14 protein-coding genes and 1 pseudogene are annotated in these 17163 nt (G+C 55.7%); 12 read left to right on the top strand and 3 right to left on the bottom strand.

The genetic code is table 11. The annotated features are described in order from the left end of the window. A pseudogene (locus VQ830_RS20545) lies at window positions 1-416 on the bottom strand (MFS transporter); the annotation flags it as partial. A gap of 228 nt (window positions 417-644) precedes the next feature. On the opposite strand from VQ830_RS20545, the gene VQ830_RS20540 reads away from it, so the two are divergent. The 6 genes from VQ830_RS20540 to VQ830_RS20515 all read left to right on the top strand — a co-directional run bounded on the left by VQ830_RS20540 (window position 645) and on the right by VQ830_RS20515 (window position 7864). Next, window positions 645-1685 (top strand): AraC family transcriptional regulator, encoded by a 1041-nt coding sequence (locus VQ830_RS20540; protein WP_337270010.1) that lies wholly within the window; start codon window positions 645-647, stop codon window positions 1683-1685. A 103-nt stretch (window positions 1686-1788) separates the two neighbouring features. Continuing rightward, window positions 1789-3387 (top strand): xylulokinase, encoded by a 1599-nt coding sequence (locus tag VQ830_RS20535; RefSeq protein ID WP_337270009.1) that lies wholly within the window; start codon window positions 1789-1791, stop codon window positions 3385-3387. Then, entirely contained in the window at window positions 3380-4033 is a 654-nt protein-coding gene (locus tag VQ830_RS20530; protein WP_337270008.1) for a class II aldolase/adducin family protein, read from the top strand. Before VQ830_RS20535 ends, VQ830_RS20530 begins: the two co-directional genes overlap by 8 nt. Window position 4034: 1 nt before the next feature. Then, complete coding sequence (locus tag VQ830_RS20525) at window positions 4035-5498, top strand: aspartate aminotransferase family protein (RefSeq protein ID WP_337270007.1); 1464 nt, start codon at window positions 4035-4037, stop codon at window positions 5496-5498. A gap of 1 nt (window position 5499) precedes the next feature. Further along, window positions 5500-6156 carry a hypothetical protein gene (locus VQ830_RS20520; protein WP_337270006.1) on the top strand — a complete coding sequence of 219 codons (657 nt, stop codon included), beginning with the start codon at window positions 5500-5502 and terminating at the stop codon, window positions 6154-6156. A 532-nt stretch (window positions 6157-6688) separates the two neighbouring features. Then, window positions 6689-7864 (top strand): OmpP1/FadL family transporter, encoded by a 1176-nt coding sequence (locus VQ830_RS20515; protein WP_337270005.1) that lies wholly within the window; start codon window positions 6689-6691, stop codon window positions 7862-7864. Between the two features lie 102 nt (window positions 7865-7966). Here the strand turns inward: VQ830_RS20515 and VQ830_RS20510 are convergent, their stop codons facing one another. Beyond that, window positions 7967-8869, bottom strand: a complete 903-nt coding sequence (locus VQ830_RS20510; protein ID WP_337270004.1) for a LysR family transcriptional regulator — start codon at window positions 8867-8869, stop codon at window positions 7967-7969. Window positions 8870-9113: 244 nt separating this feature from the next. On the opposite strand from VQ830_RS20510, the gene VQ830_RS20505 reads away from it, so the two are divergent. Continuing rightward, the gene (locus tag VQ830_RS20505; RefSeq protein ID WP_337270003.1) at window positions 9114-9296 is read left to right on the top strand and encodes a hypothetical protein; all 183 of its coding nucleotides are present in this window, start codon (window positions 9114-9116) and stop codon (window positions 9294-9296) included. A gap of 490 nt (window positions 9297-9786) precedes the next feature. On the opposite strand, the gene VQ830_RS20500 is transcribed toward VQ830_RS20505, so the two are convergent. Then, entirely contained in the window at window positions 9787-11559 is a 1773-nt protein-coding gene (locus VQ830_RS20500; RefSeq protein ID WP_337270002.1) for a B12-binding domain-containing radical SAM protein, read from the bottom strand. 538 nt (window positions 11560-12097) lie between these two features. Here VQ830_RS20500 and VQ830_RS20495 point away from each other — a divergent pair. Genes VQ830_RS20495 through VQ830_RS20475 form a run of 5 tightly spaced genes read left to right on the top strand, consistent with a single transcriptional unit; the run spans window position 12098 to window position 17145 of the window. Beyond that, window positions 12098-12928: a metallophosphoesterase family protein gene (locus tag VQ830_RS20495; RefSeq protein ID WP_337270001.1), complete on the top strand. Its 831-nt coding sequence runs from the start codon at window positions 12098-12100 to the stop codon at window positions 12926-12928. Continuing rightward, complete coding sequence (locus VQ830_RS20490) at window positions 12929-14092, top strand: ABC transporter ATP-binding protein (RefSeq protein WP_337270000.1); 1164 nt, start codon at window positions 12929-12931, stop codon at window positions 14090-14092. It begins immediately after the preceding gene. Window positions 14093-14108: 16 nt separating this feature from the next. Then, entirely contained in the window at window positions 14109-15008 is a 900-nt protein-coding gene (locus tag VQ830_RS20485; protein WP_438618355.1) for a carbohydrate ABC transporter permease, read from the top strand. Then, a complete protein-coding gene (locus VQ830_RS20480; RefSeq protein ID WP_337269998.1) occupies window positions 15005-15844 on the top strand; it encodes a carbohydrate ABC transporter permease in 840 nt (279 codons plus the stop codon). Before VQ830_RS20485 ends, VQ830_RS20480 begins: the two co-directional genes overlap by 4 nt. Window positions 15845-15873: 29 nt before the next feature. Beyond that, entirely contained in the window at window positions 15874-17145 is a 1272-nt protein-coding gene (locus VQ830_RS20475; protein ID WP_337269997.1) for an ABC transporter substrate-binding protein, read from the top strand. Window positions 17146-17163: the final 18 nt, after the last annotated feature.

Below are 17163 nucleotides of genomic sequence, written 5' to 3'. Positions count from 1 at the left end.
AAGACGCCCATAGCGGTGCCGCCGATCAACGACAATGCGCCCCAGATGCGCTCGGCATCGGCAAGAGAGGCAAGGTTCGTTGCAACGATTGAAAAAATCGCCCCTTCGCCGAGACCCGTGATGAGGCGCGCAAGAGCCAGCGCCACCGGAGCTTGCAGCCAGAAGCTCGCCGCTTCTCCGACAAGAACGGCAAGCGTGCCGAACAAAGCAACGAAATGCCATGAGCGAAGACCCAGCTTCGCTAGAAACAGACCATAGATGGCAATGCCTGCCAATTCGGCACTGGCAACGACCGTTGCAAGCCCCTCGTCATAGCCGCTAAGCTTGCTCATCGCGAGCACGATGACCGGCATCACCATAGTGCCGTTCAAGGCGACAGCATAGGCTGCACTCAACCCGATAATCCAACCGATCATTGCCATTCCCCCTCAGGATGACGAAGCAAAAGAGCGGGTCTTTTTTCTCCCCTGCTCTTGCCATGACGAGAATATGACAAGCCGAAAGGCCGACAAGGGATTCGGGGGCCTGATTAGGGTCATTTTCGGCCAAACAGACCTTGGACAATCCCGCTTCTCTTGACCGATACACCAAAACCGATGTGTCTTATCAGCGTCAAAAGCGTCGAGGAGGAGCTCGGGCGACTGATGAAAACAGTTGATCCACGTCTGACAACCGCGAACATCCCTGTCTACATGCTGAGGAGTCTCGTCGCCACGCTCATGGAGCATGACTTAGACGTGAGCAAATTGCTCGTGGGTATCGGACTGACGTTGACAGATATCGAGGATGCGGAATGTCGTGTCTCGTTTCGCCAAGGGCGTGAAGTCATACTGCGTGCATTGGAAATGGCCCAGGGCCATGCATTGGGACTGGAGACCGGCTTTCGTCAGAAGATAAACTCTGTCGGCCTTGTGGGCTATGCGATGCTGACGTCCGCGACCGTTGGCGATGCGGTCAAGCTTGGCCTGCAGTTCCAAAAAAATACGGGAAGCATGCTGGAGTTCGACACCAAGGTGACGGAGGACGGTATTGCTGTGACGGCCGCAAGTCGCTTTTCAGAACCGGCCATTTACACCTTTCTCGTCGAAGAGGCGTTCGCAAACTTTATGACGATTGGCATCGGTCTGGTTGGAGACGGCTTCAAGCCGCTACGGATCGAACTGGCCTATCCGGAGCCGGCGCACTCTTCCGCCTACAAAGAGATTTTCGGTTGCGAAGTGCGCTTCGGCACCATGGAAAACGTGTTCCTCTTCGATCCAACCTGGTACAAGCAGCCCCTTGCGACCTCTGACCCATTCAGCAACCGTCAATTGCGCGAATTTATCGCCTATCATCACGATAGGACAAGAGAGGCGGTTGAAACGACGGAAGCGGTCGAAAGAGTATTGCGTCAACGGTTGCAAAAACGCGTGAGTATTGCACGTGTCGCAAAGGCGCTTGGCATGAGCGAAAGAACTCTGAGGCGGCGTCTGGCAGAGGCCTCAGTCTCTTTTCAAGGTCTGCTGGATGAGCTGCGCAAGAAGAAAGCCTTGGAACTCCTCAGCAATCCTCACATGTCAGTCGAGCAGATCGCCTTTGCTGTCGGTTTCACAGATCCCCACAATTTCCGGCGAGCCTTTCGCCGCTGGACCGGAACGACACCCGGTGTGCTTCGATCCGACATCATGCGGATTTGGCCGAAATAGACCCTGATTAGGACAGCTCGAACGCTTCATCGCGTGCCTGCCAAGAGTATCCTCTTTCCAGTAAAACCGGCCAAAGTGGTCCGGCGGCATCTGGCTGAGGGCCATGACAGACGCACAGCAATATGTCCTTTCGATCGATCTGGGTACGAGCGGGTGCAAGGTGGGACTTGTGTCTCTAACCGGCGAGGTCGTCGCCTGGGCATTTCGTCCTGTTGAACTGATCGTCATTGACAGCATTGGTGCAGAGCAACGACCGCAGAATTGGTGGGACGCTTTTGTCGACGCAACCCGCGAGATCCTCAATCGACGTGTCGTCCCCCCGTCAAATATCGTCGCCATATGCGCATCCACGCAAGGCGAAAGCACGGTTGCGGTAGACCGTAACGGACAATGCCTGATGAACGCGATCCTTTGGCTGGACATGCGCGGCGCTCATCATCTGAGAAACACGATGCGCGGTAAGTTGAAGGTTGCCGGCTACGATGCCTTGAAATTACAAAAATGGCTTCGTTTGTGCGGCGGCGCTCCTGCCCTGTCCGGAAAGGATCCCGCAGGTCACATGCTGCTGATCCGTAATGCCTTTCCCGAAATTTATGCGAAAACCTACAAATTCCTCAATGTTCTTGACTACATGAACCTGCGCCTAACCGGACGGTTCTGTGCCACGCAGGATTCGATCCTGACGTCGTGGGTCACGGACAATCGCAGGCCAGATGACATCCGCTATGATGATGCTCTGATCGCAATGAGCGGTATAGACCGCGACAAATTCCCGGATATCGTTCATTGCGCCGACGTCATTGGTACGATCCGTTCCGAAGTGGCCGAAACGCTGGGCTTGCCGCCGCAAACCCCGGTGGTCGCCGGTGCTATCGATAACTCCGCAGCGGCGATCGGTGCAGGGACGATTGATGATTTCGACTGCCACCTTTATGTCGGCTCGTCATCCTGGATCGCCGCGCATGTTCCTTTCAAGCGCACAAACGTATTCGATCAAATAACATCAATCCCCTGTGCGGTTCCCTCCCGTTATTTGATGATCGCACTGCAAACCAGCGGTGCCAACAATATAGCCTTCCTCAAGGACCGCATCGTGTTCCACGATGATGGCTTGATCAGAGGCGAACCGTCCATCGACACCTATCGTGTCCTGGACGAGATAGCCGCACGCCAGCCGATCGGTGCCGACGGCGCTCTTTATCTGCCCTGGTTGTTCGGTGAACGCTGCCCGGTGGATGATCCCTTGCTGAGAGCTGGGATCTTCAATCTTGGCATGGATCACAACCGCGAGACGATTGTACGCGCCGTTTTCGAAGGGGTGGCGCTGAACACGCGGTGGACGATGAAACCGATCCAGCGCTTCATGCGCAAGCGCCCAGAGGTGATGACCATGATCGGTGGCGGAGCCATGTCGAACACCTGGTGTCGTATCTATGCTGACGTCCTTAATCTCGCCATCCGCCAGCCATGTGACCCGTTGAAAGCCAATGCTCGTGGCGCAGCCTTTATCGCGGCCCACGGTCTTGGCCTCATGCGATTGGATGAGGCCGCGCGGCAGGTCAAGATCGAGCGTATTTATGAGCCGACGCCTTCAGCTGCGGCATTTTACGACGAACGCTTCGGCATTTTCACGGAACTTCATGACCGTCTTGCACCGATCTATCATAAACTCAACGGCTCGAAGGGAACACAGAATGCTTAGGTTTGTCGCCATTAGGCGGGAGATTGCCGATACGTGCCGTTTCCTGGCGGATCATGGCTTCTTTGCTGGGACTGGCGGCAACATCGGGGTGCGCCTCGACGATGACCTGATGGCCGTCACCCCCTCTGCCACAGACTACTATTCGATAGGTGCTGCCGATGTGCCGATCATCGACATTGCCACGCAAAAGGTGGTCGAAGGCGACAAAACGCCGACTGTCGAAAAGCCGCTACATGCTTGCATGATCAAAGCCTTTCCATCCCGACGCGCCAGCATTCACACACACCAGCCGGTCGCAAGCGCGGTAGCGCTTCTTCATGAAGGCTTGTCCTGGGAACCATCCGTCGATCGCGCCTCATACGGTTCGAACATAGCTCTGATCCCCTATAGGCCCTCCGGAACAGGTATGCTCGCAAGAGCCTTCGCTAAGGCGATGCGACCCGACACCTATGCCTACATCATGGCAAGCCATGGCGTCATCTGCTCCGCCGAAAGTTTGAAGGCGGCGACGGCTATGCTGCGTCAGATCGAGCGGACCGCACAACTTCATTTGCATCGACGCATTCAGCAAAACCCGACTATCGACAAGCAGCTTCGATCATTTCTTTCGGCTGCTCTGGAGAAGTCGCAGAGCAAAGGAGCTTGAAATGAACATGGCAGCTCGAACCGCAGATCCTGCCGCCTATGCCATTAGCGCGTGGCCGGACAACGGCGATCTTATGAACCGGCTTGGTGCGCTGCTGAAGCAGCCGCCGAAAGGCATTTCAAAGGCCAACATGCCGAAGGTTTTGGATTATTTTGAGCAGAAATGCCAGGCCTCAAAGGCCTTGGCGACCCGGGCGAGCGAGGTCATTCCAGGTGGCGTCCAGCACAACCTCGCTTTTAATTATCCGTTTGCAATTGCTGCGACGAAGGTCGACGGCGCCTATATGTGGGATGCCGACGGCAACCGCTACATTGACTTTCTGCAAGCGGGGGGACCAACTCTTCTGGGGTCGAATTACCTGCCGGTCCGGCAAAAGGCGCATCAGATACTGGATGAATGCGGACCGGTGACGGGCCTACTGCATGAATATGAAATAAAGTTGGCAGAGATCATCCGTCAGCACATGCCTGGTATCGAGATGTTTCGCATGCTTGGCTCGGGCACAGAAGCCTGCATGGGCGCAATTCGTCTGGCCCGCGCCTACACAGGCAAGAAGTGGGTCATCAAGGTCGGCGGCGATTATCACGGCTGGAGCGACCAGATGGTCTACGGCATGCGCGTGCCCGGAACTGGCCGTCGCGAGGCAACCGGCATACCGAAGGGCGTGACTGGCTATACTCAGGAGGTCTTTCCGAACGAGCTTGGCACCTTGCGACGCAAACTTATGCTCAATCGTATTCGTGGCGGCACTGCTGCCGTCATCGTTGAACCTCTTGGCCCGGAAAGCGGGACACGCCCGGTCACGCCCGAGTACAACAAGGAAGTGCGAAAGCTCTGCGACGAATTCGGAGCCCTATTGATCTTTGATGAAGTCGTTACCGGCTTTCGCGTCGGAATGGGCGGCGCCCAAGGCTACTTCAAGGTCAACCCAGATATCACCGTCTTCGGCAAATGCCTGACAGGGGGCTATCTGATGGCGGGCGGGATTGGCGGGCGCAAGGACGTGATGATGGCCTTGGTGGGTGGCATCGGCACCTCCAGCAAGCGCGCCTTTGTCGGCGGTACGCTTTCAGCCAATCCACTTTCCTGTGTGGCCGGCTATTTCGCCATCGAGGAAATGGCACGCACGAACGCCGCCGTTTTAGCAGGTCGCGCGGGCGATCGTTTGGCACGTGGGCTCAAGGAGATCATGAAGCGCCGTGGCCTACCCTATGTCGTTTATAACATGGGATCGATTGTCCATCTCCAGACATCGGCGGTTCTGCTCATGAGCATGCGCAACCCGATCAAGCTGATGCGTGAAGCCAATGCGAGAAAACATCTGATGGAGGAAATGGGCGCTGCCTATCTCGCGCACGGTCTCCTAACCCTTGCCGGAAGCCGCATCTACACGAGCATGGCTGATACTGACGAAGTCATCGATGATGCGCTCGATCGCTTCGACACGGTTTTTGGACTGGTGTGACATGGTCAAGCAAATTGCGAATTTCATTGCAGAGCGAGACCTCGGTCTTGCGGCTGCGCGCTTGTCAGGCAAAGGCTTGCTCAAGCCAGGTGACATGCTTTCACAGCGAATTCCCGAACGGCACGCTTTCGTGCGCGTCGAGATCGAGGCTGGACGGGACATTCCGAGAAAATTCGAATGGCTGGATTTGACCGGCCGGTCGAGCGACCTTCATCATCAGATCTACAAAAGCCGTCCAGATGTGGGTGCAATTGCAGCCGGACAATTGACATGGTGCTCGTGGTTGTCGCGGATTGATCTCACGATGCCCTCCATTTTTGATGAGCAGGTTCGCCATCTCGGCGTCGAGGCAAAACGGGTCGGTATGTCGTCGACGCATCCGGGTCCGATCATGGGGCTTTCAAACGGTGCTAACGCCTATTGCCTCGACGATCTGGTGCTTTGCTTCGGCATGGGCATGGAGCGCCTTCTGCTCAATATTGAAATCCTGGAAAAATGTGCTGAATGCTATGTCCTTGCTGAAAGTACCGGCAACCCCGTCAAACAAATTCCCTGGCTTATCCGCTTCATCGCGAACAGGCGATTGATGAAAGACGAACGGCAGGCGGCGGCCTTGCACCTGCGTGGTGAGCGATCAGTGATGAAAGCTGGATATTGATCAGTCGGACAGCGGGGCGTGATCCCTGACTGCGAAACGGCGGTCAACAGGAGAGTCAACGCGCCTGAGATTGACTCTTTCATCCGATGAATGGTTGCAGTTGCTGTCCATCAACATCGTTCCGCGCCCTGACCTCGCAAACATGCCAAATAGCTCCCGAGCGGGCTCTGTGCGGCTGTACTCCATCTCTTAATCCTCTTCACTTTCGAATGCAGGATCTCGGGGCTTAATCCGAGCGCCTCGCGAGCAGCGGATATTCTTTGTCCCTTTCAGTTGTTGAAGAGGCGTAAGACTTCGACGTGATGGCCACGTTTTGTGCATTGCTTAACCTCTCGCTTCTATCGTGATGAATGGCCGTAAATGATCCTTTTTTGTCCCATCATCGCCGTTGATGGGCACTCACCAATTCATATTCTGGACATGATCAGCGCAGGGAGGCGTTGCAGCAGCGGACAGGAGGAAAATCCGCTGCACCATCAGCGACACCGCCCGCATGATCATCTCATAAAAAACAAGCCGGGGAACATAGCAGATGAATTCCAGGATGGTTCGGCGCGGATGCGCCTTCCTGTTCATATCAGTTTTGAGCAGCGCATATGCCATGCCGGCGAAGGCTGGAGGGTTTTCGCGTGATGAGGCAAATACCGACATTCTCTTCGATGATGCTCGTTTCACCACGGAAGCGTCGGTGGCCTATGTTTCTCCAAACCGCTCTTATTCGAAACTGATGGGCCAATCCGTTCACGAAAGTGCTTATTCGGATTCCTTCTTTACGCCCAACGTATCGTTCGGCGCCCGTCTCAATGACAATTTTTCCTGCGCCTTCACATACGCCAAGCCGTTTGGCGGCGAAGGGACCTATAGCGAAGCCGCTCAGAACGCCGAACTGGTGACGGCTGCCGCCAATGGTGACCCCTTGCCCAACCCTACATCCCACATGAAAGTCTCATCCGATGAGTATGGCGGGACTTGTGACGTGCATGCAGGCGTTGGGCCGGGTCGCCTGCACTTTATCGGCGGGCTCTTTGTTGAAAGCTTCAGCTACCGTGAAGATACGTTGATCGGCAGTGTAAAGCTGAAGGACGATGGCGAACTCGGATACCGTGTCGGCGTCGCTTATGACATCAGTGAATATGCTCTTCGGGTTGAGCTTCTCTATCGATCGCAGGTGAAGCATCAAGGCGACGGCACCTTTACCGCCTCGGATTTCGGCGAGTCTGTTGGCATCCCAGCCACCTTACCGGCCTTCGGCAAGGGCACCCTGCCCCAGTCCTTGAAACTCTACGCGCAGACTGGTGTGGCGCCTGGATGGCTTGTTTACGGTTCTGCAACATGGACTGACTGGAGTGTGCTGCCGGATTTCAGCTACACCGTGACCAACCTTGGCACTTCCCGCAAGATCTTCAACTACACGGACGGCTATACCCTACAGCTGGGTGTAGGCCACGACTTCAACGACAAATTTTCAGGCACGGCCAACATCACCTGGGATGAAGGCGTCGGAACAGGAGCAGACATCACCACGGATACATGGACCCTTGGTCTTGGCGTTCAGTACAAGGCAAAGGTCGGCACGGTCGGAGTGGGCGCTGCAATTTCCTATCTCACTGCCGGCAAACAGAGAGTGTCGGATGGAGCAACTTATGATGCTGACGCAAAGGCGGACTGGGCCGCTGCTGCCGGCCTATCTTACAAACTGAGCTTTTAAGATATGATCTGGGACCAGCTGGCGAAGGAACCCCAGGTTTCTCCGGCAACAAGACGAACCTAGCGCGTTCCCCTGCTTGGGACAGGGGGACCATTTGCATAGTCACTGTGCCAGGACCTCAGCAACGAAATCGATGAAGACTCTCACCTTGGGTGCCAAGTTCCGGCTCGAAGGAAATAGAACTGAAATCGGCGGCCCTTCTGCGGCAAATGGCGCTAACACTTCAATCAATTTTCCTGTCTTAATGTGCTGCTCGGCCATGTATGTGTGAAGCTGAACCAGCTGGTTCCCAGCCAAAGCGAGGTCCACCATTGCGTCAGGGCTGTCGACGCTCAACGTCCCTGTAACCTCTCGTTCGAAGAGCTCGCCCGTTTCCGGGTTTTTGAATCTCCACGGCGCGAACTTCGGACCATAGTGCGACACGCGCCTCACACAATCATGGTTCTTCAAATCTTCCACAGCCATAGGTTCGCCGTGTGCTGCGAGATAGGAAGGTGCTGCACAGACCAGATATCTAACGGTGCCTACCCGCCTCATCATAAGTTGTTCGTCACGCGGGTTGCCGATACGAAGGATCGCATCAAGTCCCTCGGCGATAGGATCGGTGAGGGTGTCCGCAAAGCTTGCCGCAAGGCGTAATTCAGGATAGCGGGTCGTCAGCCGTCCCAAGGCAGGAACGATTTTCAAGCGCCCAAGCGCGGTCGGCATCTCGACGCGCAGAATACCGCTTGGTCGTGCCGCGCGCTGCAGCATATCCTGCTCGGCGTTATCAAGTTCTTTGAGGACGGCGCTGCATTGCTCGAAAAAGATCTTCCCGTCCTCAGTCATTGTCAGCGACCGGGTTGTGCGATGAAACAGACGGAGCTGCAGCCTCTCCTCTAGCCGGGCAACGCTTTTGCTCACTGCGGACGGAGAAATGCCGAGATCGCGGCCCGCCGCCGCAAAACTGCGCCGTTCGGCGACTTGCACGAACGCAACGATACTTCCGAGCCGATCCGACGCCATTCTACAGTCTCCTGTAAAGGCAATTAATGAATTGGCGGAATGAGTGCAAGACGATGCTTTGCCGGCTGCATGCCAAGCTAGCGCCCTTGGCCACGACTTCTTGGTTCGGTTCGGACGTGGGGGGTTTCGCACCGCATTAGTTGTCGGCATTTTTCAACCATAGCATACGCAGATAGCCGCTGGAGCCGCGCCGGAACATTCCCCTCAGTCTCAACATTTACCTGTTTATAATCAGGAGACAGACATGGATAAGGACACCAAGGCACAGCGCGCAGTCGAGGGCACAGGCACGAAGAAGGTCTCGCAGAACAATCATCCCGCTGCGGGTCCGCATGCCAAGGATCACCTGACCGACGAAAGCAAGACACCTGGCACCGGATCGCTCCCAAGCAAGGACGAGGACAGTGTATCGCCCGGCGGCGGCTAAAAGGTTGACTTTATCAGGCAAAGTCTGATCTCAGCGAGCTGAGCAGTTAAGCTGCCATTTGCAGGCATTCGCCTTAACGATGGAAAAGTAGCTAAGAAGCTACGGTTTATGCCACCCGTGAGTTGGAGCTCTGGATGTGATCTAGGGCGATCGCAGTCGCTATAAAAGACTCGGGCTAGGGGAGACTGCATTCCAAGGTGGCGTACCTGCGACCAGATGATCGACGAAGCTGCGCACTTTGGATGGGATATGCCTCCTGGTCGGGTAAACGGCATCGCTGAAAGCTAGCCTCGGAGCGCGACGCAGATCCTCTATTTTGACTAAGGTGCCATACCGATCCAAAAATTTCGGTGCGGCACAGATAACAATTCGACAGGCCGCAAGGCGCCTTGGCCAGGCGCTTGCCGCGTTTGTCGTTACATGTCTGAACGAGCTTCAGAAAACCCGCGTCTCGGGGCCGCTTTATAGTACGCAACTAGGCAATCTGTGCTCAGCCTGTCTTCGTCAGCTTTGCGACCTTCCTGACATGGTTGACTGCCGCGTTGCCGCCTGCAGTCATTGTGAACAATTCCAGCTTTTCTTCCTCATCCTCTTCAACAGGCGTCAATGCTTTATCGGAGTAGTTCTTCGATGCCGGATCTCTGGAAATTCGGAATGCATCGTAGCTCATGGACAGGATCACGCTGGCAAGCTTCACATGCTTGACGATCGTTTCCTTTGCAAAGAGCGGCCAGAAGAGAAGCGGATGTCGTGGCTTTATCCCCGGGCGCGATTCGCTTGGATGCTTGAGCCGAAGCAGGCCACTTTGAAGAGGATGCACATTTTCAAGGGGTACTGTCGTCGCAAAGGACACAAGGATCTTGACGAGACTGGCAATCGGCACGCCGGTCGCAACGGCGCGGCGCAGTAAGGTCTTCACATGGGCAGGCGAATAATAAAGGGACCACGCTTCCTGGTAGATCGCCTCCCATTCCTGCTTGGTCATCTTTTCATGTGCGGTACAAACATGCTCGACATCATAGATATTCAGGTCCTTTTCCATCGCAACGCCCTTCTTCCAGAGCGTCTGGTGGTCTTCCGATCCTGGTAGAGGTGTGAGAACGAAAAATTCGATGACGTCGAGCGGCAATTCCTGCTGGATGATCTTGATATCCCGACGGATGCTCTCTGGCGTATCGGCGGGAAAACCAAGAATATATCCAGCCAATGTCATTATGCCTTGCGCCTTCCAGGCAAGTAGCATCTTCCGATATTCGGTGATCTTGTTCTGGTTCTTCTTGGCCGCCGTAAGGTTGTCCGGATTGACGTTCTCAAGCCCAATGAACACCCGCGTAACGCCCGCACGTTTTGATTTTTCGATAAAGTTCGGGATTTTATGGCAGAGCGTATCGACCTGGATCATAAGGCCCAGCGGGATCCCGTGATTCTCCTTGAGGTCGATCAGCCGATCAAAGATCGCTTCCCAGTCTCGATTGCGCGCAAAGTTGTCGTCCGTGATAAAGAACTTATGGATACCTTGCGCCCAATTCATCCGAACGAGTTTCTCGACATCGTCGGCACTGCGAAAACGAGACTTACGTCCCTGTACATTGATGATCGTGCAGAACGAGCATTGATAGGGGCAACCACGGCCCGCATCAAAGCTGCTGCTCAGCCCCAGGGTATGCTGGATGTTCTCCCGGCGGAGAAACGGGACTGGGGTCCCGCCGATGCCAGGTAAATCATTCATGAAGTTGTAGACCGGCTTTAAGGAGCCGGAGGCTGCGTCTTGCAGGACTGCGTCCAGCCGTCCTTCCGCCTCACCCGCAAACATCGAGATCCCCATCTCGCGGCAGGCGTTCAACTCGACTGCTTCGCCGTCCAACATAGACAAGCATCCGGAGACATGAAAGCCTCCCATCGATACGGGAACTCCCGCCGCTCTGAATGGACGGGCGATATCCAGGGCACGCGGATACTGGTTAGACTGAACACCCACCAAGGCGACGAGCCCAAAATTGTCGTGTCGTTTTAGCAACCCGAGCAGCTTCGGTATATCGACCCGGGTGTTTGTTTCGTCGATGACCTTGATGTCGATTTCCACGTCGGGACCGAGGACCTGGCGTTCCGCGCAGTCGGCAGCAATTCCATAAAGTGCCGCGAGAGAGTTCGACGGGATCATCGCCCGCCACCATCTGATCACATAACCATCATCGTCATAATGAGAAGGCTTGATGAGAATTAACTGAAAACGCCTGGATACTGCTTTTTCATGCACTTGCACGGGAAGCCTCGCTTGGTCGATTGACTTGGGCAGGAGCCGCACATGCGGCTATTTTTGGTGAAAATTGTCGGTTGATGAAGAGGAAAAGATGGGTGATGCCGGCAGAGATTGCCGAACAATTGCCCGTTGCGCGGTCCTTCACAGGCGCAGTTTCATCGAAGCCCATATCGGAGTTATAGAACAAAGATACCACGGATGATAGTGTCGAACGGGACTGCTGCTTGACCTTTCACTGAGAAGGTTTTTCGACCACCCCTTTAGAGCATTGATCGCCTGATCTTCGAGGTCACAGGGCAACAGTAATCTGTACATGCAAACGAATGCAGGCCCGACGTCCTGCATCGACTTCGTTCATCAAACGTCGATTGCCCGGTCTAAGCGAGCGTGAGGCGATCCAAATGATGGATGTAACCGTTTCATGACAAGAATGGAAAAGAACGGGAAAAGCCTGTTACGTAACTGACAACCTGCACCTTTATGAGAACTCCGAAAGCACAGAGGCAAATGTCGCCTCCATCCCCTGCATTGGAGCCCGGCCATGAAGGTCATTCAGATCAGTGATACTCATTTCAGCCCGTCGAAGCCGCACTTTAACGGCAATTGGCCGCCGCTCCTTCGCTGGCTTCAATCCGAACAGCCAGATCTCATCATTCATACGGGAGACCTGAGTGTCGATGGCGCAGATCATGCCGACGATATCGCTTTTTCGCTCCAGCTGATGAACCAGACAAAGGCGCCGATGCTGATCCTGCCGGGCAATCATGATATCGGCCATCTGCCGGGATCGCACCAGCCGGTCACGAACGCCCGGATTGAGCGCTGGAACAGTCTTGTCGGCGCAGACCGGTTCAGTCGCGACATTCAGAGTTGGCGACTAATTGGCTTCAATTCGCTGCTCCTTGGAATGGACGACGAGAACGAGGAAGAGCAGCTTGAGTGGCTTGCGCGAGAGATGGCCGAAGCAGGCGGTCGACGCATCGCACTCTTCACGCATAAGCCGATCTTCGTTGATCGCCCCGACGAAGGGGACACCGGTTATTGGAGCATCCGGCCTGTTCCCCGCGCGCGTCTGTACGATTTGATAGACCAACATGAGGTAGGCTTGATCGCGACAGGCCATCTTCATTGGGCCTGGAAAGGCGCATTCAAAGACGCCGCCTTGGTTTGGGGACCGTCGGCCGCCTTCATCATTGATAAGCTGGAGCGGGAAATGCCGGGCGAGCGCCTCATCGGCGCGGTTGTTCATCGTTTCGATGGCGATACCGTTTCCAGCGAGATCGTCGCCGTTCCCGATATGACCGCATACGTGATCGATGACGTGATCGACGAAATCTATCCAAAATCGACGTCCCAAGGCGAGGCAGCCTAAATGAGCGCACTTCGTCTTTCCGGCATCAGCAAGTCCTTCGGTGACAATGCCATTTTGAAAGGCATTAGCCTGGAGGCGGAACCTGGCGAATTCATTGCCCTCGTTGGTCCCTCGGGCTGCGGCAAGAGTACGCTGCTGCGCATCGTTGCAGGCCTTGACCACCCAACCTCTGGCAGCGTCGCGGCAGGAGGCCGAGAGCTAACCGGGCTCGCGCCCGCCGATCGGAACGTTGCGATGGTCTTCCAATCCTACGCCCTTTATCCCCATCTGACGGCTGCGCAAAATATCGCCGTTCCGCTTGCAATGCGTGAATTGACACGCGCGCAGCGTCTTCCCTTGATCGGTCATTTCCTGCCGGGGCAGAGGCAGGTGCGCAGAGGCATTCAAGGCCAAGTCTCTGAAATGGCGCGCTCACTGAAAATCGACCACTTGCTTGACCGCAAACCAGGCCAGATGTCTGGCGGTCAGCGGCAGCGCGTGGCTCTGGCACGCGCGATGGTTCGCCGACCTAGCCTCTTTCTTATGGACGAGCCGCTCTCCAATCTCGATGCTAACCTCCGCGTCCATGCACGTGGCGAGATTGTCGAGTTGCACCGCCGCGCAGGCGTGCCGACCCTTTACGTCACGCATGATCAGGCAGAAGCACTATCGATGGCGGATCGCGTTGCCGTGATGATCTCCGGTAATCTCCTGCAACTTGCTCCGCCACACGTTATCTATGATGATCCGCACCATCTAGAGGTGGCCCGTTTTGTTGGCCAACCGCGGATCAACACGCTGGAGAGCGTGGTTGGACCCGGTCAGTTGGTGTCGCTCGGCAGCCACCAATTAGAGATCGCTTCCTCCGTGCGCGAGCGGGAAGAAGTAACGATCGCGATCCGCCCGGAACATGTGAAGGTGCTTCGGCGCCCTCAGGCCGGCCTTGCAGCGCATGTCGATCGCCTGGAATTTCTTGGCTCCGAAGTGATCGTCTATGCGCGGCTCGATGGTTTGAACCAGCCGATGGTCGCCAAACTGACACCGGCGGAAGCTGCAGGCATTTCCGCAAGCATGCCTGTTTCCATCGTCGCCGATACACAGCGGATCTTGGTCTTTGGCAAGGACGGCGTCCGGCTTTCTGCCAAGCCAATCATGGTGGACGCCTTGGAGGCTGCCCATGGCTGATGCTGCTCTTTCCGCGATGCCTCTCAGCCTTCCAGATTTTGGCGCTGCTCGGCAGGCCAGAACTGCCTGGCCGCTGGTTCTGCCAGCGATCATCCTGATGATCGCATTTATTCTTGCGCCGCTCGTTGCTGTCGTCTTCCTCGGTTTCACCGATTTTGAACTCGGCTTTGGCAGCTTTCGTTTTGTCGGTTTCGAGAATTACACAGAACTGTTTTCCGATCGGACGTTTCGGCAGTCGCTTTGGAACACTGCCGTTTACACTGCGATCGTTGCACCCATCTCAGTGCTCCTGGGGCTTGGGATCGCGCTTCTGATCGAAAGCGAACCGCTTGGTCGCTCCTTTTTTCGCACGGCCTATTTCCTACCGGTGGCGTCACTTTTAGTCGCCATGGCGACGGTCTGGCAATATCTCTTTCATCCGACGATTGGCCCTATCAACGCGACTCTACAGATGATCGGCATTGCCGGTCCCAATTGGCTCGGCGCCTCTAATACGGTGCTTTACAGCCTGGCGATCATTGGCATCTGGCAGAGTGCCGGCTTCAATATGGTGCTGTTTCTGGCCGGCCTGACGGCGATACCCCGCGACCTTTATGCCGCAGCTGATGTCGATGGTGCACGTTCTGGCACCGATCGGTTCTTGCTGGTGACCTGGCCCATGCTGGGGCCGACCACTCTCTTCGTTATCACCATCAGCATTATCAATGCTGTCAAGGTTTTCGAGACAGTTAAGACTCTGACTGAAGGTGGTCCAAACAAGGCATCCGAAGTCTTACTTTTTACCATCTACCAGGAAGGCTTTGTCTATCTGCGCGTCGGCTATGCCTCCGCAATGACCGTCGTCTTTCTTGCCCTGCTCGTGGTCATGATGTTCGTGCAGTACCGTTTGCTTGACCGGGAGGTGCATTACGCATGAGCCCGCAATCGGCATTGTCTATTGGCCGCCTCCTTCGACTTGGTCTGCTATCGCTTGGAGCACTCCTGTTTCTTGCCCCTTACACCTTTATGTTGTCGACAGCGGGCAAGGCTCAAAGCGAAATCTTTACCTCTTCACTGTCTCTGATCCCGGAGCATTCCTTCTTCTTGCAGAACTTCACCAAAGCGGTGATGCGCGTCAACATGCCAGCGCTGCTGCTCAATGGCGTGGTGGTTTGCCTGCTGATCCTCTTCTTCCAGGTCGTCATCGCTATTCCCTGTGCCTATGCACTGGCGAAGCTGAACTTTCGGGCGGCGCGTCTGATGATGGCGCTCGTTATGCTGGGGCTGCTTGTGCCGATCCATGCAACCGCGCTGCCACTTTATGTCGCCTTCAACAGCCTGTCCGTCCTCAACAGCTATACGGCCCTTGTTGCACCCTTTTCCATCTCCGTCTTCGGCATCTTCCTGTTCCTGCAGTTTTTTCGAGCCATGCCGGATGATCTTATCCACGCCGCACGGTTGGACGGCATGTCCGAAATCGGGATCGTTGCTCGCGTCATCGTGCCGAATGCTTGGCCGGCAATAACGGCCTTCGCCATCTTTTCCGTCGTGGCGCATTGGAACGACCTCTATTGGCCGCTGATCGTCGTTTCCAACCAGGCTTATGCAACGCCGCCGCTCGGCCTGCTCTATTTCCGCGCTGCGGAGGCCGGCGACGATTACGGCGCACTGATGGCTGCCACCTTGATCATCACCCTTCCTCTCGTCCTGGCTTTCCTGTTTGCGCAGAAACGCTTTGTCGAGGGCATCACCATGACCGGTCTCAAAGGCTGATCGGTTCTTCTCAAACCAGGAAATATGCCATGAAGCATTTCACCAAGATTCTTGCCGCCGCGGCGGTCTGCGTGACAACGGCTCTACCAGCGCACGCAGAAACTACCTTGACGGTCCACTATCCGATGCCCGGCTTCTTCAAAGACGTGATGGACACGATTTCGAAGAAGTTCATGGAGGAAAATCCGGATATCAAAATCCAGTTCGCCAATCCCTCAGCGAGTTACGAGGAAGGGATCCAGACGATCATGCGTCAGGCCGGGACTTCGGACATGCCCGATGTCACCTTCATTGGTCTCAATCGGCTTCGGATGGCTGACGAGCGGAGCATCCCCGTCGATCTTGGCCCGATGATCGCCAAGGACAAGCAAAGCATGGCCGAACAGGGCTTTTCCGACACAATCTTGAAGCTTGCCCAGGTCAATGGAAAGCAGGTCGGTCTTGCATTCGCGACTTCCAACCCGATCATGTATTACAATGCTAATCTGGTGAAGGCTGCTGGCGGTGATCCGGATCAGCCACCCAAGACCTGGGACGAGGTAATTGCGCTTGGCAAGAAGATCAAGGCGCTTGGAAACGGTGTCGATTCCATCGATTTTCGCTGGCAGGGGGATGACTGGATGTTTTCCGCTCTGCTCCTCGGTGCCGGCGGCACCATGCTGAGTGCAGATGAAAGCAAGGTCGCGTTCAATGGGCCGGAGGGCCTAAAAGCGATGACCATCGTCGATCGTATGGTCAAGGAGGCAGGCATGCCTGTCTTCACCAAGGCAGCGGGCGAACAGGCCTTCGTTGCAGGAAAGGTTGGCTTCACCTTCCAGACGACCGGTGCGCTCCGCAACACGATCAAGAATGTTGGTGACAAGTTTGAGCTCCGCACAGCGCCAATCCCCCTGTTCGACCCGGTCAACGGTAAACTTCCGACTGGCGGCAATGCCGTCGTTATCCTAACGCACGACGCCTCTAAACAAGAGGCGGCTTGGAAATTCGCAAAATTTGCTGCGGGCCCCTATGGCGCTTCGGTGGTTGTGCCGGGAACCGGCTATGTGCCAAACAACGAACTAGCGGCGAAATCTTCTGAATATCTCGGCGACTTCTACAAAAAGAACCCGCTGTTCCTGGCTGGTCTTAATCAGATGCCGCGCATGATCCCGTGGTACGCCTTCCCTGGTTCGAACGGCGTACGCGTAACGCAGACGATCGTCGACAACACCTCGCGTGTCGTTGACCAATCGGCCACGCCGCAAGATGCTCTGGACGATGCCGCAAAAGAAGTGAAGCGGCTTCTTCCGCGCACGAACTGAGCCCTGTAAAGTAGCACC

The organism is Oryzifoliimicrobium ureilyticum, assembly GCF_037199735.1.
Taxonomy (GTDB): Bacteria; Pseudomonadota; Alphaproteobacteria; order Rhizobiales; family Rhizobiaceae; genus Rhizobium; species Rhizobium ureilyticus.
Note: the sequence above shows the minus strand (reverse complement) of the source record. Positions and strands in the feature narration are given on the sequence as shown.

What these genes read in the sequence shown, in the direction of transcription:
- VQ830_RS20525 (WP_337270007.1), top strand. Translation starts at nt 4,035, where the DNA reads ATGAACATGGCAGCTCGAACCGCAGATCCTGCCGCCTATGCCATTAGC.
- VQ830_RS20540 (WP_337270010.1), top strand. Translation starts at nt 645, where the DNA reads ATGAAAACAGTTGATCCACGTCTGACAACCGCGAACATCCCTGTCTAC.
- VQ830_RS20530 (WP_337270008.1), top strand. Translation starts at nt 3,380, where the DNA reads ATGCTTAGGTTTGTCGCCATTAGGCGGGAGATTGCCGATACGTGCCGT.
- VQ830_RS20510 (WP_337270004.1), bottom strand. Translation starts at nt 8,869, where the DNA reads ATGGCGTCGGATCGGCTCGGAAGTATCGTTGCGTTCGTGCAAGTCGCC.
- VQ830_RS20520 (WP_337270006.1), top strand. Translation starts at nt 5,500, where the DNA reads ATGGTCAAGCAAATTGCGAATTTCATTGCAGAGCGAGACCTCGGTCTT.
- VQ830_RS20475 (WP_337269997.1), top strand. Translation starts at nt 15,874, where the DNA reads ATGAAGCATTTCACCAAGATTCTTGCCGCCGCGGCGGTCTGCGTGACA.
- VQ830_RS20515 (WP_337270005.1), top strand. Translation starts at nt 6,689, where the DNA reads ATGAATTCCAGGATGGTTCGGCGCGGATGCGCCTTCCTGTTCATATCA.
- VQ830_RS20495 (WP_337270001.1), top strand. Translation starts at nt 12,098, where the DNA reads ATGAAGGTCATTCAGATCAGTGATACTCATTTCAGCCCGTCGAAGCCG.
- VQ830_RS20505 (WP_337270003.1), top strand. Translation starts at nt 9,114, where the DNA reads ATGGATAAGGACACCAAGGCACAGCGCGCAGTCGAGGGCACAGGCACG.
- VQ830_RS20485 (WP_438618355.1), top strand. Translation starts at nt 14,109, where the DNA reads ATGCCTCTCAGCCTTCCAGATTTTGGCGCTGCTCGGCAGGCCAGAACT.
- VQ830_RS20480 (WP_337269998.1), top strand. Translation starts at nt 15,005, where the DNA reads ATGAGCCCGCAATCGGCATTGTCTATTGGCCGCCTCCTTCGACTTGGT.
- VQ830_RS20535 (WP_337270009.1), top strand. Translation starts at nt 1,789, where the DNA reads ATGACAGACGCACAGCAATATGTCCTTTCGATCGATCTGGGTACGAGC.
- VQ830_RS20490 (WP_337270000.1), top strand. Translation starts at nt 12,929, where the DNA reads ATGAGCGCACTTCGTCTTTCCGGCATCAGCAAGTCCTTCGGTGACAAT.